The organism is Pseudomonas sp. ANT_H4 (genome assembly GCF_008369295.1).
Classification (GTDB): Bacteria; Pseudomonadota; Gammaproteobacteria; order Pseudomonadales; family Pseudomonadaceae; genus Aquipseudomonas.
The window spans coordinates 1-17,017 of the sequence record NZ_VOBG01000045.1; the positions used below are offsets into that span (position 1 = coordinate 1).

Sequence of the window (17,017 nt, forward strand, 5' to 3'; positions counted from 1 at the left end):
AAGCGCTTCGACTTCAAATGCCCAATCGAAGTTATGGGCGAGGTGATGCAGAAGGCCATGGCTATGCGGCATGATGCTCCAGCTTCAATTCAATGACCGTGTTGCACTCAGCTCCTGCAACCGCCCAGTATAAGGTACAGAGTTAATCCTCAATGAAAATCGCTCAATACAATTGGTTTCAACAGACAGAGAACTGACATACAACGTGCCTTGCAGTGTCTGCCCTATAACTCCTCCACCTCCTTTAAAATAATTTGACGCCAGCAAACGATTTAATCGAGTCGCCCAAACATGACTTGACGTAAACCAAAGCCCAAGCCCCGGACTAATTTTTTCTTGCCTAGCAGAAAATATGCGCTCCCTGAACTTGGACAGGGCAATTAAATTTCGACGCGTATAAAAATGATGAACATGCGTAATCCCTACCGGGTCATTCCTTCGAGTTTCTCCGCCGGCCATCATTCGATCCGAGGGAAACCAATCAACGACGTCTAGCGCAGAGATTCTTTCAACTATTTCAAGATCATTCTGATCTGGCTTTTTCTTAAAGCGAGACTTCCCAACACTATAATTTATTAAAACAGGAACTTGCTTTGCTTGACGAGTTACTTGCCCAGTTGATAAATCGGTAAAAGTCCTCCACGCACGATCCATCCCCCGCTTTGTGAGCAAAACGGAACAATGAGGGCAATTAAATTCGTCACGGACTTTTCCTGCTTCCTCATCGGCAGCAACATCCCAAAAAATAATTTCATCTGCGCAATTCGGACAGCTAAAAACATCAGACCAAAGAGTAAAGTTTATCAGGCCTTTTACATCCCCATCGCCGTGACGAGTTTCGTACATCCACCGACATTCATCATAGACCTCTTCCAAAATTCTTTCTGCATCACGCTTGAAGTCCTGAACATCTACCGCCGTATTATAGTTGGCAGCGATAAACGATGCTGCTGGAGAGAGTTCATTTAGTAGTGCTACTCGGGCCCCAAGCTTCGAGAAAGCTTTCCACGTAACACCACCTTCATCTATTTGGTGCTCCAAAACTGTGCCATCCGACTCGACACGATACCCAAGGGACTCAACTACTTGCCGATCACCACATAACTGCGCAGCTATCCCCGTCATCCCAGTACCACAAAACCCATCGAAAACTACGTCACCAGGCTGAGTATAATGGAGAATGTACCGCATGATTGCTTTGTGCGGGACTTTTGTATGGTAACTATGGGCGTTATAAATCGGGTCCCCCTTCCCTTCACTTACGTCCGCCAAGAACGGCTCTTTACTATACGCAACAGAAGAGTCATATGACTTTCCGTGATAGCCAATAAACTCTTCGACAAATGGATTCGGACAGGCAGTGTAGTACGGAGGATCGGACAGAGCCAAGATCGCCTCATCATTAGCAATCGGAAACCCCTCATTTTTTCGAAACTCTGGATCCTTCAGCTTTTCTGCCAGCAGGGTGAGATAATGCTCACGACGCACGGCATCACTAGGAAATATTTGCCCCAAGCACTCAACTGGACCACTTTCCGAAACTGCGTCCTGAAAAAGATCGTTCACTGTTCTCTGTCCTTTAATTCTAAGTAGCAAATAAAGCCTTCCTAGCGTAAACCCATGACACTATTTGCTATTAAACCTTTCTAGCGTCACCCAGCGTCTTACGATAATGTGCTCATGAAATTTCATCTTTCGATAAATAACGCAGCCATTCAGCTGCGTCACCATCACTCAATCACAAAGCGCAGCTTACTAGCATCTTTGCCTTTACAGTGCTCGCTGAGCAGAGACTCAAAACGCTTACGTAGGTCATCCGGTGTAGCAGGTGAACCGCCAATGAGCAGAGCTTTCCTGATATCGGTGCCGCTGACGGTAATTTTCTCTAATCCGGATAGTGCTTCCTGTATTGCACTAACAAAGGCAGGAGCAACGGGACTGGCCAACGTACGATTGGCAATGAAGCTCTCGATTAATTCACGGGCGCTGGCCTTGAGTAGCTCTAGATTGGCCTGAATAGTCGGATCTTCGAGATTGTCCAATAGCGTCTGCTGCCAGTTAGCTAGCAACTCATCCAACTCATCATCCAACTGCATCAGTGCGTGGGACGCAACGCCTAGCTGCAGTTGCTCATTAGCAGGTTTGAAGCTGCAGTGCTGGCAGTACGGGCTCGCATAGAGCTCCGACTCTGTAAGCTGATGGCAGCTCCTCAGACTATCGACACGCTGATCAAATGCACTGAGCTGACTCGTAGGCATTAGCGAGATACCGACCAGAGTACGCAAGTTGGCCAAGCGCGGATCTTTACGCAGTGCTGCCTTGGTCTTGTCCTCCACCACACCGAGGCGCGCCTTGCTATGCAGGCTGATGTAGGCGTTGAGGTAATCCTTTTTAAGAATATTGAGAGACTGACGATACTCACCAGAGTGCTGCGCGATTCGATCCTGACTGAGCTTGCCAAGAATAGATGCTCGAGCAGCCTGTGCCTGCTTAACCCAGGTATGGTCGGCTGGGAGCACCAACTCGGCCTGAGACAGATAAGCGGCAACAGCCCCCAATTCGCTAACCAAATCCAACAAACGTTCGACCGACTCCAACACATGCAGGTTTTGCTGCTGGGCGTTGATGTCGTCGGAGCCGATTCGCAGGTTCTTAAGTTTCCCTACCGTATTAAAGGGTGAAAGACCTTCAACAAAACCTTTCAGAGACTCCAACCGTACACGCCAGTCTGCTACCTCTGCATTGGTAAGCAACGACTGCCCCCAAAAGCTGAGACGATTTTGCATGTCGGTGCTCGCTGAAAGCAGACGGTTGACCAGTTCGGTTACCTTACCTTGCAGCTGTTTAACAGGCTCCTCAGAACCTTGCACCGCCATCTGCGCTAAGCCTGGGGTCAAGCCGAGCAACTCGAATAGACTGCGCAGCACTGCAACATTGATCTCTTTGGGTGCTTCGACGTGCTTGAACTGCTTGAGTTCGTCCTGACTGCGCTCGGCCAGCAGGCTTAGTTTGCTGGAATCGATCTTGTCACCAGTAATGGCCAGAACGATGTCGCCGGAATACACCAACCCAGCCAGCACGGTAACCAACAGTTCGGGCTCAAGACGGAAGCGAATTGGATGGAAATACTCAACCTCTCCGCCGCCCACCAGCAATTCGCTGCGGTTAAGTGCCTGGCCGTGTCCTTTTTCCTTGAGACGTTTGAGGACTTCCTGAGCGTAGCGCGAGCGGCCCGGTTCGATACGGTCGCCATCGAGCATTTCCAAAGCATCAAGCATTGCATTGGCGTCTTTACTTCGCGCACCTCCAGCCAATGCCTTGAGTGCACTACCGACCATCTGCTTGACGTTGGATCGCGTAACTAGCACCGGAAAAGTGGGATATTCGGGTGCTGTTTCAGCGAACTGCTGATTCATGGCCAACCCAGCAACCACATTGACCACATCGCGAAAGTTGATGCGTTCGTCGTTGCCCAGGCGCGCCTTGTCACGCAACGAGATACCTTTGACCCAGTCCAGTAAAGTAGCTTTTTTACCCTGGTAGGTCACTTCATAGGCGCTCATCTGCTTTTCTTGCAGCCACTTACTCATGGCCTTGAGAAAGTCCTGCGCTCTAGTCTGATAGATGACTTTGGCTCCACCACTGGTTGAGTTCGCCAGTTCCAAGGCAGCGGCATAAAAAGCTAGGTGTTTACGGATTTCGTCATCCACCCCCTTTAGGCGGAAAAACACCTCATCAGCCTTGTTCTCGTCACGAAAGCGCGGTGGCTCGAATGGCTGAACAAAATAGATGTAGAAGTCGCGCTCAGGCTGTGCGGTCGGACGATCGTTGGGAGCACCAAAGAATAGATAGCCATCACGTTCAGTACGGCGTTCCTGCCACTCGATCGGGTACTGCCAGATCTGATGACCGGTCACGTAACAAAGGTCATCGGCCTGTTCCATCAGCTGTTTAACGGCACTGAAGTAAGCGCGATCCAGGCTATCATCGGACAGCACGTCAGCACGCTTTTCGATCTGCGCGTCGTAGTCGACGTCCTTCTTAAGGTCGAGATAATACTGCTCGGTATCCGCGGATTTGGAAATAAACTGACCGTTTACGGTTTTCAGAATTTCACGTAGTGCCGTTATCACAAAGCTGAGTAGGTCTTCAGCAGGCTCAGGCATATCTTCCAAGCCTGGCTGGTACAAGCACAATGAGTCACGTAGTTCTTGAGCCCGCGGACCGACTGGAACATAGATGTCGCCGCCAGTAGTCAATCGATGCACTGACAGTGCATGAATAATGCGCAGAGCCATCGCCTTATAGGTTGGCCGAGCAAAGCCTTGCTGGATACGTGATTCAAGAACATCGGCAACGCTGATCACAGGCCCGACACCCGGGTCAGCCTTGAATACCGAGTTAGATTTGACTGTTTGCCAGAAGGCATCGTAGGCCACTAAACCTGGACGATCGCTTGGCACTTCGTCGTTGAGGATGGTCTTGATCTGGTCTCGCAGTGTGACCAGCGCACCACGTTTCTCAGTGAAGACAAGCTGCTCAAAGGTCTTCAGGTAATCTGGATGGACGGGAAACAGGCGCACATACTCATCCATACGCTCGTTCATGGAACCGTAGAACTTGGAAAAAGGGGCTAGGTAGGACCGAATCTTCTCCTGCTGGTCGACGGACTTCTTCAGAAGACGCTCAGCGACCACGAAACTGACATCCTGGCGAGCCAGCTGTACCTGGGTGAAACGATCTTTTACGCGACGCAGGCTATCAGCGACATGTTGGAAGCGGCTGCTGTCGAAGATCGCCTCCTGAACACCAGCCACGAAACGAAAGCGCAGGTGCTTGCTGACTTCACCAATTTCACGAAGGAAGGACAAATCCAGAACAAGGTCATGATCCTTGCGCGACCGCAGGTATTCAAGAAACTCGTCGACAACCAACAATACGCCTTTGCCCGGATGAACCTCATCAAAAGCGGCCATCATTTCTTCAAAAGAGGCCTTGTTATTGACTACCTGATCGGCCGGGGGGAAGTTGTAGCTAACGTCATGCTTGGTGAGGAAGCGCTCCAGCTCATTGGTAATGATGCCTCTTAGCGACATCTGGCTGGACACCTCGATGCGGTGTACTTTGAACTTTCCAGCAATCGCGGACACAGCCTCGGCCACCTGGGGATGACGAATCATCGCGGCGTAATCAATATTTTCCGCTACCAAAGAGATCACAGACATCAAATGCGATTTACCGGTACCGTAGTTTCCTACCACCAAGAGGCCTTTGTGATCGACAGACTCATCAAACGACAGCTGGGGAATCATCAACGAGGCAATGCGCTCAGCCATGTCATCGGAGATGACATAGGTAGAAATCAGCTTCTGCGCTTCATCAGGACGGTTGGCGTCCAGCAGTTGGATCACTGACTCAATGGGCTCAAACTGGATGAGATCGCCGTACTTCATGGCTGTCGACATGCGTTCCTCGCGTTATTACTAGGCATCAATCTGAAGGTAAACTAGGCCGTTTGCGGCATAGTCCTGATATTCGGGGTGTCCCATTCGGGCGTAGATCAAACGACCATCTTGCAACGTGCCAGGCCAGGTGGCTACCACAGGACGAGACTGGGCCTGACGCTTGAGCAGGTCGAGCGGGTCAAGCTGCAGATGGTTATCGAACAAGATCTCGATATTATCGAGCAGGAGCACCCCTTTGTGGCAGTGCTCATAAGCTAGCTCTCGAAGCAGGTTAGCCGCTTCGAATGAACGCGCCTTCCCTGGTAGGCTGAGCAAACGCGAGCCGAGTGCAGAACCGACGTTTAGTGGAGTGACGTCATAAGGCAGATCGTTGAGCCTTTTAGCTAGATTATGTAAAGCCAATGTTTTTCCACTACCAACTGAGCCAACCACTAAAATCAGCTGGCTGTGTAAGGCCGGGACATCTACAAGCAGTTTTTCTAGCTTTTCTACAACCGTCATAGGTAGAGCCTTTCATATCCAGCTTGCTCGGCTCAATCTTCGGCGATTATGCAAGCATTTGCGAACGGTCAAATCTTCGTGCTCAAAAGGCAAACCTAGGCGGGCCATCTCAGCTCATTGGTTGAACATATCTAGGGTTGAGTTAAGCGCTATGGTTTCCAGCGCCTATATGGCGGATTGGTCTGCGCTCAAGCCCCCTTAACACTGGTATTACTATTGGGGGCTGATTTTACAGCAACAGCCCAGTACCTGCTTGGTTTCTGATGCCTTTGAGCCAGTACGTATAAACGCTATGGTCCGGTTCCGAGTATCTAAGCGACGCCAAGCCGACATTCCTTCATTCGCTGATTGGCATAGGTAACTCCGACAGGCGAGGGGAGGATAGATATCTGGCTTGGTTTTCAAAATCTCACGTCCTCACCCTGTACCACGCAATGGTCAGTGTCGAAGGCAATTCAATATAGGGATTGCTACATGACGACGATAGCGTACTGATTGACCACAGCCGAATGCCCCAGAGGGCTAGGCCGCACATGCCATACGCATTGATGAGTATTTCTTTACCTCGCGCTTACACACCGCCTCATCCATAGCCCTTAAAAGGCGGCAGGGTAAAATCACGCAAAGAGAGAGTGGGGGAACAGATGGGGGAATAGAAAGCACAAGAAACGAAAAAGCCCCGCAAGGCGGGGCTTTATTCGAAAATAATGGCGGAGAGATAGGGATTCGAACCCTAGGTACCGGTGAAGGTACAACGGATTTCGAATCCGTCCCATTCGGCCACTCTGGCATCTCTCCAACGGCGCGCATCATAACAGCCTGTTACCGGGAAGCAAAGCTCCTGGTGGATTTTTTTCCGTGCTATCAGATGCTTGCGTCGATTACAGCGGTACGCCGAGACGGTTGGCGACTTCTTCGTAGGCTTCGATGACGTCACCGAGACCCTGGCGGAAGCGGTCCTTGTCCATCTTCTTGCGAGTCTCCTTGTCCCACAGGCGGCAGCCGTCCGGGCTGAATTCGTCGCCCAGGACGATGGAACCGTCGTGGAACACGCCGAATTCGAGTTTGAAGTCGACCAGCAACAGGCCCGCGTCGTCGAACAGTTTGCTCAGGACGTCGTTGACCTTGAGGGACAGTTCTTTCATGCGCACGAGCTGTTCAGCGGTGCCCCAACCGAACGCCACGACGTGGGATTCGTTGATGAACGGGTCGCCCTTGGCGTCGTCCTTGAGGAACAGTTCGAAGGTGTAGGGGTTGAGCTTGAGGCCCTCTTCCACGCCCAGGCGCTTGACCAGGCTACCGGCGGCGTAGTTACGCACGACGCACTCGACCGGGATCATGTCGAGTTTTTTCACCAGGCATTCGTTGTCGCCCAGCAGTTTGTCGAATTGAGTCGGCACGCCGGCTTCTTCGAGTTTCTGCATGATGAAGGCGTTGAACTTGTTGTTCACCATGCCTTTGCGGTCGAGCTGTTCGATACGCTTACCGTCGAACGCCGAGGTGTCGTTGCGAAACAGCAGGATCAAGCGGTTGGCGTCGTCGGTCTTGTAAACCGATTTGGCTTTGCCGCGGTAGAGTTCTTCACGTTTTTCCATGATGGGCTCCGCTTGCTAAGTAGGTGGGCTAGGCGATATGTCGCCAGTCGAGCCCTGAATCTTGATCGGCCAGTTGCAGCCAGTCCGGGTCGCACCCGAGGGTGTCGACAAAACATTGCCGGGCCAGCTGCGGCAGGTTGTTCTTGCTGCTCAGGTGGGCCAGGACCAGGTGTTGCAGGTCTTGCCAGCCCAACTCATACACCAGGTACGCCGCCTGATGGTTGTTCAAATGTCCCAGTTCCCCACCAACCCGCTGCTTGAGAAAGTACGGGTAGTGACCACGGGCAAGCATGTCACGGCAGTGGTTGGACTCGATCATCAATGCATCGAGGTCCCGATAGCCGTCCAGCACCTTGGCGCAGTAGGAACCCAGGTCGGTGAGCAGGCCGAAGCGTCGCTCACCGCCAGTGAATACGTACTGCGTCGGTTCCTGGGCATCGTGAGCCACGGCAATGACGTCAATGCTCAAGGCACCAATCTGCAGTTGCTCGCCACCGGCCAACAAACCTGCGGGCTCTATGGGTTTGCGCATCCCGCGCAAGGTACCGCGACTCAGGTACACCGGAAGATTGTAGCGCCGAGACAGCAAACCCACGCCATGCACGTGGTCGGCATGTTCGTGGGTCACCAGAATCGCGCTCAGCTGCGAGGGGTGAACCCCCAGGCGCAGCAGGCGCCGCTCGGTTTCCCGCAGGGAGAAACCACAATCCACCAGGACGTACGTGTCGTCGTGGGCTACTAGCGTGCCGTTCCCTTGGCTACCGCTGCCGAGAACGGCAAACCGCATCGGATATCAGCCCAGGTTGTCCTGAATCACGCCCAACACTTTGCGCGCCACTTCTGCCGGCGCCACAGTGTTGATGTTTTTCTCGACGGTGACTTGCACGTTGTCGCCTACCTTGCTCAGGCGAACCTGATAACGCTCGGCGCGGGTTTCGACTTCTTCCTTGCTTGGCTTGCTGCCGAACAATTTGCCGAAGAAACCTGGCTCTTCGTCTTTCTTCTCGGCTTTTTCGGCCAAGTTGATGTAGTACAGGCCCAGGCTGCGGTTGATGTCTTCAACGCGCCATTCGCCTTGCTCCAGCGCACGGCCGACACTCGACCAGGCACGGTCCAGGTCTTCACCCAGGTTGAGCACGACGTTGCCGCTGCCGTCTTCGGTGAGGCTGACGCGGTTAGGCGTGTCGTAATCGCGAGCGGCCAGAAGGGAGACGGAACCGCCCTTCTCGGAAATGCGGCTCATGCTGGCGAGCATCTCGTCGACCAGCGCGGAATCGACACCGGTGTTGACCGAGCGATTGGTGAAGTCGACGTTGGCGGTGCTGCCGGCAGGACGCTCGGCGCTGACTACGTAGACTTCACTGGTATTGCGTTGCACGCCAGGTTCGATGCGCACACGAATGCGGCTTTCGCCGTCAGCCGCGATGCCACCGGCTTGCAGGCGCTTGGCCATGTTGGCCGATAATTCATTAGGCTGCTGCCACGCGGTGGTGAACTCACCGGTCTGCGGGCGCTGCTCATCGATACGCAAACCGTTGTCCTGGAAGAACTGCAAGGCTACCGGCCAGACTTCGGCAGGTGGGCGCTGAGCCATGATCCAACGGGAATCACCGCTCTTCTGCAGGCTGTAGTCGCTAGCATCGGCCACGGCCGAGATCGGCAGTGGGCGTGGCACTTCGTACTCGCCCTTGACGGTGTCGTCGGCCACGTTGCGCGGAATCGGCAGCAACGGGTCAAGACGCTTGGCGACGTTAACGTCCGGCGGCAATTGCATCGGTGCGGTTTGTTGTGCTTCCAGGTAATCGCTGCCGCGGTCACGGAAGTAGCCTTCCGGGCCCCAGATCCAACCGCAGCCACTGGTGCTGGAGATAATCAAGGCAAGTGCGGAAAGTCCGGCCAATCGCTTCATGCGTAGTGCTTCCTCAATTAAACCAGGACGCCGGACTGGCGCAGGGCCTGTCGCAGCGGTTCGTGACAGGCTTCGCTGAGCCAGGTGAGCGGCAGACGGATACCGTCCGGCATCATACCCATCTCATGCAGCGCCCATTTCACGGGAATAGGGTTGGATTCGATAAACAGGTTTTTGTTGAGCGGCGCCAGTTGCTCATGGATCGCACGGGCCTTGACGGCATCACCAGCGATAGCAGCGGCACACAGCTCGCTCATGAGACGGGGAGCAACGTTGGCAGTTACCGAAATATTGCCCTTGCCACCCAGCAGGATCAGCTCGACAGCAGTCGCGTCGTCACCGGAATACAGCAGGAAATCGCTGCTCACGCCAGCCAGGATGTCCTTGGCGCGTTGCAGGTCGCCGGTGGCTTCCTTGATGCCAATGATGTTCGGCACGGTAGACAGACGAATCACGGTCGCAGCCTGCATGTCGCAAGCAGTACGGCCTGGGACGTTATAGAGGATCTGCGGGATGTCGACGGCTTCGGCGATGGTGCGAAAGTGCTGGTACAGGCCTTCCTGGGTCGGCTTGTTGTAGTACGGCGTCACGAGCAGGCAGGCATCGGCGCCGGCTTTCTTGGCGTTGGTGGTCAGTTCGATCGCTTCGCGGGTCGAGTTGGCGCCAGTACCGGCGATCACCGGGATGCGCCCGGCAACCTGCTTGACGACAAACTTGATCACCTCGATATGCTCTTCCACGCTGAGCGTCGCGGACTCACCAGTGGTGCCGACCGCCACAATGGCGTTGGTGCCCTCTTGCAGGTGAAAGTCCACTAGTTTGCTCAGGCTGTCCCAGTCGAGATTACCTTGTGCATCCATGGGTGTGACCAGTGCCACCATACTGCCCGCAATCATGCAACCGCTCCTGCCGGAAAAAGAGAGCCGTAATGGTACTGGCGCCAAGATGCTTGTACAAGCGAAGTACCGCCTGAGTATGCGTTCTGGATCAACTTAGCGCTCGTCGACGCCATCATTGGGCGAAAGCAGGGTTTGATGAGGGTGATTACGCAATGAAAACGCCACCTCCTAGCCCTCGGCGACGGTTTTCGCTACCCTTCATACTTTGATCGAGACGCCTATCGACGTATCGACCGCTCATCGCTTTAGGAAGGCTGCATGTCCACCCCCACAGTCCGCGAACAATTCCTTGTCATCAGTGCCCTCGGCGCCAACCCCATGGAGCTGACTAACGTCCTGTGCCGCGCCAGCCATGAAAACCGCTGCGCCGTCGTAACTTCCCGCCTGACCCGCCATGGCGAATGCAGCGCGCTGGTCCTGCAGATCTCCGGGACCTGGGATGCTCTTGCACGCCTGGAGACCGGTTTGCCGGGCCTGGCCAAGAAGCACGACTTCACCGTTAACATGGTGCGCAGCGCCGCCCTGGAGAATCGTCCACAGGCCCTGCCCTACGTCGCCTATGTCAGTTCGGCCTACCGTTCGGACATCGTCAACGAACTGTGCCAGTTCTTTATCGACCATAACGTCGACCTGGAAAACCTGACCTGCGATACCTATCAGGCCCCACAGACCGGCGGCACCATGCTCAACGCCACCTTTACCGTGACCTTGCCGGCCGGCGTGCAGATCAGTTGGCTGCGCGACCAGTTCCTGGATTTCGCCGATGCCCTGAACCTCGACGCACTGATCGAGCCATGGCGCCCACAGAACCCAATGTAAGGAAGTTTTCATGGCGGTAGTCATCGACAAACCGGTAGCCGATTTCGAAGCCCAGGCCACCAGCGGGCAAACCTTCAGCCTCGCCGGGCTCAAGGGCAAACAAGCGGTGATCTACTTCTACCCAAAAGACAGCACTCCCGGCTGCACCACCGAAGGCCAGGGTTTTCGTGACCAGTACGCAGCGTTCCAGGCGGCCAACACCGAGGTGTTTGGCGTGTCCCGGGACAGCGTGAAGTCCCATGAAAATTTCAAGGCCAAGCAGCAATTCCCCTTTGAGCTGATCAGCGACAAGGATGAAGCGGTGTGCCAGCTGTTTGATGTAATCAAGCTGAAGAAGCTGTATGGCAAGGAATACCTGGGCGTTGATCGCAGCACCTTTCTGATCGACAAGGATGGTGTGCTGCGTCAGGAATGGCGTGGTGTGAAAGTGCCGGGGCATGTGGATGCTGTTCTGGCAGCGGCCCAGGCTTTGAATAAGGCTTGATTCATACCTGAACTGTAGGAGCGAGCTTGCTCGCGAAGGACTCGCAAACACCGCGCTCATTCAGAATGGGCGCGTTATCGTTCACGCCCATCGCGAGCAAGCTCGCTCCTACAGTAGCGGTGCAACAACCGGCTCCTGCCGCGGCCACGCATCCAGCACCGCCTTGAACAGCGTCGCCAGGGGAATCGCAAAAAACACCCCCCAGAAGCCCCACAACCCGCCAAACAACAACACCGCACAGATGATCGCCACCGGATGCAGGTTCACCGCCTCGGAGAACAGCAGCGGCACCAGCACGTTGCCGTCCAGGGTCTGGATGATGCCGTAGACCGCCATCAGGTAGATGAACTGATCGCTCCAGCCCCACTGGAACAGTGCGATCAACATCACCGGCACGGTGACCACCACGGCGCCGACGTAGGGCACCACCACTGACACGCCTACCAGCAGCGCCAGCAACGCGGCGTAGTTCAACCCCAGCGTCACGAACGCGATGTAGGTCACCCCACCGCAAATGAAAATCTCGATGACCTTGCCACGAATGTAGTTGGCGATCTGTCGGTTCATTTCCTGGGCCACCCGAGTAATCAGCGCTCGTTCGCGCGGCAGATAGCCGCGCGCCCAGCGTCCGATCATTTCCCGGTCCTTGAGGAAGAAAAAAACCAGGATCGGCACCAACACCAGGTAGATCATGATGTTGACCAGCAATGGCAGGCTGGACAGGGAAAAGGTCAGCGCCCATTGCCCGAACTTTCCGATCTCACCCCGAGCGGCTTCGATGGCCTGCAGCACTTGCTCGTCCGACACCAGGTGCGGATAGCGCTCGGGCAACAGCAGCAACAGCGACTGCCACTTGGCAAGCATGCCCGGCAGTTCATTGAATAACGTGATCAACTGATGCCACAACAACGGCAGCACCACCACGATAAACACCAGCAACAGGCCCATGAACAAGGCAAACACCAGCCCCACTGCCACGCCGCCCGGCAAGCGCATACGCTCCAGGGTTGTTACCAGGCCTTGCATCAGGTAAGCCAGGACCATCCCCGCCAATACCGGCGCCAGCATGCCACCCAAGGTGAGTACGGCCGTAAAGGCCAGAAACAGCAGGACTGCCAATATCACCGCTTCTTCGTCGGAGAAGTAGCGCTGAATCCAGTCGCGTAACACTTTGAACATCAATCAACCTCGGGCAATGGGGGCAGGCTTCAGGCCTTGCGCAACCAGTAACGATAGACGCCAGCGTCTTCTTCTTCGCGCAACAATGTGTGACCAGCCAACTTGGCGAAAGTCCGGAAATCTCGCAGGGAGCCCGCGTCCGTGGCAATCACTTTAAGTACCGCGCCACTGGCCAGCCGATTGAGCTCCATCTTGGCCTTGAGCAATGGCAACGGGCAGTTGAGGCCGCTGGCATCGAGCTCGGCATCAAAGGCGACAGAGTCGGTCATGGTTTAGCTCCTGGCGGGCATCGGGGGCGCTTAGAATATCTGGTCCCAAGCTCAGTGTCCGGCTACAGTAAGGTCTTTGTCGAAAGGCTTTGTGCATGACTTTTTTGCGCCCTACCCTGCTGACGCTGGCTTGCCTGCTTGCCTCTCCAGGCTTCGCTGACGACCTGCCGTCACTTGGCGACGCCAGTTCTGCCATTGTCTCGCCTCAGCAGGAATATCAACTGGGCCGGGCGTGGTTGGCTTACCTGCGCGGCCAGGTCTCGGCACTCAACGACCCCCAGCTCAAGGATTACGTCGAAACCAGCGTTTACAAACTGGTGGAGACCAGCCAGGTCAATGACCGGCGCCTGGAATTCATTCTGATCAACAGCCCGCAATTGAACGCCTTCGCCGCGCCCGGTGGCATCATCGGGGTCAACGGTGGGTTGTTCCTCAACGCCCAGACCGAAGGTGAATATGCTTCGGTACTGGCCCACGAACTGGCTCACTTGTCCCAACGCCACTTCGCCCGTGGCGTCGAAGCCCAACAACGGATGCAGATTCCGATGATGGCCGCCCTGCTCGGCGGGATCATCGCGGCTGCAGCCGGGGCAGGTGATGTTGGCATTGCCGCGATTGCCGGCAGCCAGGCCGCAGCCATCCAGGAACAGCGACGCTTTTCCCGGCAAAACGAACAAGAGGCTGACCGCATCGGCATTCTCAACCTGGAGAAAGCCGGTTACGACCCGCGCTCCATGCCGACCATGTTCGAACGCTTGATGCGCCAGTATCGTTTCGATGCCAAGCCACCCGAGTTCCTGTTGACTCACCCGGTGACCGAATCGCGGATCGCCGACACCCGCAACCGCGCCGAACAGTCCAAGGCCGGCGGCAAGGAAGACAGCCTGCGCTATCAACTGATTCGCGCCCGTGTGCAGTTGTATTACGAAGACACTCCGGGACTGGCCGCCAAGCGCTTCCGTGCCCAACTGGACGAAAATCCGAAAAGCGATGTAGCACGCTATGGCCTGGCCATCGCCCAGATCAAAGGCACCCAGCTCAACGAGGCGCGAGAAAACCTCAAGCTACTGCTGGCCAAGGCGCCCAACGACATCACCTATAACCTGGCGCAGATTGAGCTAGACATCACCAACAACCGCATACCGGACGCCCAGCAGCGTACAGACCGGATGCTGGCGCAATACCCCGGCAACTATCCGCTGAACCAGGTGCGCGTGGATCTGCTGCTCAAGCAGAATCGCACCGCCGATGCCGAGAAAGCCCTGGAGGGATTGCTCAAGACCCGCCCGGATGATCCGGACGTCTGGTACATGGTCGCGGAAACTCGCGGCTTGTCGGGCAACATCATTGGCCTGCACCAGGCACGTGCCGAGTACTTCGCACTGGTGGGCGACTTCCAGCAGGCAATTCAGCAACTGGACTTCGCCAAGCGCCGCGCCGGCAGCAACTTCCCACTGTCATCACGCATCGATACTCGCCAGCGTGAGCTGATCGAACAGGAACGCCTGGTCAAAGGGATGATGAGCTAAACCTCTCGCCCCATCGGCATAGGGGCAGCCTTACGGCGAGACGCTCACCCACAAGAGTGCGCCCATGCTGAGCGCAACAAAAAAAGCCCCATCCGGCTCACACCGAATGGGGCTTCATTCACACAACCAGCCTTACGCGGCGTTCATGGTCTTGTGGGTTTCAATCAGATGCTGCACCACGCCCGGATCGGCCAGGGTGGAGATATCCCCCAAGCCGTCGTATTCGGCCGTGGCAATCTTGCGCAGGATGCGGCGCATGATTTTCCCCGAGCGAGTCTTCGGCAAGCCCGGCGCCCACTGGATTACATCCGGCGAAGCAATTGGCCCGATCTCCTTGCGCACCCAGTTTTTCAATTCCAGGCGCAGCGCTTCACTGGTTTCTTCGCCAGCATTAAGAGTCACATAGACATAAATGCCCTGCCCCTTGATGTCGTGCGGCACGCCAACCACCGCCGCTTCCGCGACTTTGGGGTGGGCAACCATGGCACTTTCGATCTCGGCGGTGCCCATGCGGTGGCCGGAAACGTTAAGCACGTCATCCACCCGGCCGGTGATCCACCAGTAGCCGTCTTCATCGCGACGCGCGCCGTCGCCGGTGAAATACATGCCACGAAAGGTCTTGAAGTAAGTGTCGACGAAACGGTCATGGTCGCCGTAAAGCGTCCGTGCCTGGCCCGGCCACGAATCGAGAATCACCAGGTTCCCTTCGCCTGCACCTTCGATGATGTTGCCCAGGTTGTCCACCAGAGCCGGCACGACACCGAAGAACGGCCGTGCCGCAGAACCTGGCTTGAGGGCGTGAGCTCCCGGCAGCGGGCTCATCAAGGTTGCGCCGGTCTCGGTCTGCCACCAGGTGTCGACGATCGGGCAACGGGATTGGCCGACGTTCTTGTAGTACCAGGCCCACGCTTCAGGGTTGATCGGCTCGCCTACCGAGCCCAGCAGACGCAAGCTGCTGCCATCGGCGCCTTCGCACGCGGCGGTGCCGGAGGCCATCATCGCGCGGATCGCGGTCGGTGCGGTGTAGAGGATATTGACCTTGTGCTTGTCGATAATCTTCGCCACCCGAGTGATGTCCGGGTAGTTCGGCACGCCTTCGAACAGCAGCGTAGTCGCGCCATTGGCCAGCGGGCCGTAGACAATATAGGTGTGGCCAGTGACCCAGCCGACGTCGGCGGTGCACCAGTAGATTTCGCCAGGACGATAGTCAAACACGCGCTCGTGGGTCAGCGCCGCATACAACAGATAGCCGCCAGTGGTGTGCTGCACGCCCTTGGGCTTGCCGGTGGAGCCGGAGGTATAAAGGATGAACAGCGCTTCTTCAGCACCCATCTCTTTCGGCGCGCACACGGTGCCCGCCACTTTCATCAGGTCTTCGTACCAGATGTCGCGATGTTGGTTCCACTTGATGTCGCCACCGGTGCGCTTGCACACGATGACTTTCTGGATGCTGCTGGTTTCCGGGTTGGTCAGGGCGTCGTCGACGTTGGCCTTGAGCGGAATCTTCTTACCGGCACGAATACCTTCGTCGGCGGTGATCACCACCTTGGAACGACAGTCGATAATCCGGCCGGCCAGAGCTTCTGGCGAGAAACCGCCGAACACCACCGAGTGAATCGCACCGATCCGGGTACAGGCCAGCATGGCGACCACAGCTTCGGGAATCATCGGCATATAGATAGTCACCACGTCGCCGCGGTGCACATCCTGGCCGCGCAGGGCGTTGGCGAACTTGCAGACTTCTTCGTGCAGCTCGCGATAGGTGATGGTGCGGCTCTCGGCAGGGTCGTCGCCCTCCCAGATGATTGCTGCCTTATCGCCACGCTCGGCAAGGTGACGGTCCAGGCAATTGTAGGAAACGTTGAGGGTGCCATCGGCAAACCACTTGATGTCGACATGGTGATCGTCGAACGAAGTCTGCTTCACCGTGGTGAAAGGCTTGATCCAGTCAAGACGCTGAGCCTGCTCGCGCCAGAAACCGTCGGGGTTGACCACCGACTGCTGGTACATGGCCTTGTAGGTCGCCTCATCGGTTAGCGTGTTTGCTGCTACTTCGGGGCGAACGGGGTACAGAGAAGCCGCACTCATCTTTCTTACCTCGGTGACAATAGTTGTTGTTGTATGCCCCTGTTGTAGCCGGGGTGGGCCTATAGAACCATTCGACGATGGTAGTAACAAGCCCCTACAAATTACCCTGCTTTACGCCCACAGCCCTCTGGCCCACGGCCTACGTCGCTTTTCACTGGGCGGCGGCAAAAACTGAGTGCAACACCTGACCTTTCCGGTACGGTGCTGCCCCTATGTCTTATACCGAACTCAGCGTTGAAGAGCGCGCCACCATTCAAATCAGTCATGCCCAAGGCTTCAG

The 17,017-nt window shown here is 55.9% G+C and carries 13 protein-coding genes and 1 tRNA gene; 3 read left to right on the forward strand and 11 right to left on the reverse strand.

The window, feature by feature from the left end; genetic code table 11:
- Window positions 1–84: 84 nt before the first annotated feature.
- From FQ182_RS28790 to dapA, 8 genes are all read right to left on the reverse strand, one after another.
- On the reverse strand, window positions 85–1,566 hold the full coding sequence (locus FQ182_RS28790; RefSeq protein WP_149415172.1) for a DNA methyltransferase: 1,482 nt from the start codon (window positions 1,564–1,566) through the stop codon (window positions 85–87).
- A gap of 164 nt (window positions 1,567–1,730) precedes the next feature.
- Window positions 1,731–5,465: a DUF6079 family protein gene (locus tag FQ182_RS28795; protein ID WP_218575112.1), complete on the reverse strand. Its 3,735-nt coding sequence runs from the start codon at window positions 5,463–5,465 to the stop codon at window positions 1,731–1,733.
- Between the two features lie 18 nt (window positions 5,466–5,483).
- Window positions 5,484–5,966, reverse strand: a complete 483-nt coding sequence (gene brxF / locus FQ182_RS28800; protein ID WP_149415173.1) for a BREX-3 system P-loop-containing protein BrxF — start codon at window positions 5,964–5,966, stop codon at window positions 5,484–5,486.
- A gap of 708 nt (window positions 5,967–6,674) precedes the next feature.
- A tRNA-Ser gene (locus FQ182_RS28805) sits at window positions 6,675–6,764 on the reverse strand.
- A gap of 83 nt (window positions 6,765–6,847) precedes the next feature.
- Complete coding sequence (purC, locus tag FQ182_RS28810) at window positions 6,848–7,561, reverse strand: phosphoribosylaminoimidazolesuccinocarboxamide synthase (RefSeq protein WP_133101880.1); 714 nt, start codon at window positions 7,559–7,561, stop codon at window positions 6,848–6,850.
- Window positions 7,562–7,589: 28 nt separating this feature from the next.
- Window positions 7,590–8,348, reverse strand: coding sequence for an MBL fold metallo-hydrolase (locus tag FQ182_RS28815; protein ID WP_149415174.1), 759 nt, complete (start codon window positions 8,346–8,348; stop codon window positions 7,590–7,592).
- A gap of 6 nt (window positions 8,349–8,354) precedes the next feature.
- Entirely contained in the window at window positions 8,355–9,470 is a 1,116-nt protein-coding gene (bamC, locus tag FQ182_RS28820) for an outer membrane protein assembly factor BamC (protein WP_149415175.1), read from the reverse strand.
- Between the two features lie 17 nt (window positions 9,471–9,487).
- Entirely contained in the window at window positions 9,488–10,366 is an 879-nt protein-coding gene (dapA, locus tag FQ182_RS28825) for a 4-hydroxy-tetrahydrodipicolinate synthase (protein ID WP_149415176.1), read from the reverse strand.
- A 261-nt stretch (window positions 10,367–10,627) separates the two neighbouring features.
- Between dapA and FQ182_RS28830 the strand changes: the two genes are divergently transcribed.
- Both FQ182_RS28830 and FQ182_RS28835 read left to right on the forward strand, forming a co-directional pair.
- The gene (locus FQ182_RS28830) at window positions 10,628–11,188 is read left to right on the forward strand and encodes a glycine cleavage system protein R (protein ID WP_133101884.1); all 561 of its coding nucleotides are present in this window, start codon (window positions 10,628–10,630) and stop codon (window positions 11,186–11,188) included.
- A 10-nt stretch (window positions 11,189–11,198) separates the two neighbouring features.
- Window positions 11,199–11,672, forward strand: a complete 474-nt coding sequence (locus FQ182_RS28835) for a peroxiredoxin (protein ID WP_149415177.1) — start codon at window positions 11,199–11,201, stop codon at window positions 11,670–11,672.
- A gap of 108 nt (window positions 11,673–11,780) precedes the next feature.
- On the opposite strand, the gene FQ182_RS28840 is transcribed toward FQ182_RS28835, so the two are convergent.
- Together FQ182_RS28840 and FQ182_RS28845 are read right to left on the reverse strand one after the other, a co-directional pair.
- Window positions 11,781–12,851 carry an AI-2E family transporter gene (locus FQ182_RS28840; RefSeq protein WP_149415178.1) on the reverse strand — a complete coding sequence of 357 codons (1,071 nt, stop codon included), beginning with the start codon at window positions 12,849–12,851 and terminating at the stop codon, window positions 11,781–11,783.
- A 29-nt stretch (window positions 12,852–12,880) separates the two neighbouring features.
- On the reverse strand, window positions 12,881–13,120 hold the full coding sequence (locus tag FQ182_RS28845; RefSeq protein ID WP_133101887.1) for a sulfurtransferase TusA family protein: 240 nt from the start codon (window positions 13,118–13,120) through the stop codon (window positions 12,881–12,883).
- 95 nt (window positions 13,121–13,215) lie between these two features.
- Here FQ182_RS28845 and FQ182_RS28850 point away from each other — a divergent pair, with 95 nt between their 5' ends.
- Complete coding sequence (locus FQ182_RS28850) at window positions 13,216–14,649, forward strand: M48 family metalloprotease (protein ID WP_149415179.1); 1,434 nt, start codon at window positions 13,216–13,218, stop codon at window positions 14,647–14,649.
- Window positions 14,650–14,781: 132 nt separating this feature from the next.
- Here the strand turns inward: FQ182_RS28850 and acs are convergent, their stop codons facing one another.
- Window positions 14,782–16,737 (reverse strand): acetate--CoA ligase, encoded by a 1,956-nt coding sequence (gene acs, locus FQ182_RS28855; RefSeq protein ID WP_149415180.1) that lies wholly within the window; start codon window positions 16,735–16,737, stop codon window positions 14,782–14,784.
- Window positions 16,738–17,017: the final 280 nt, after the last annotated feature.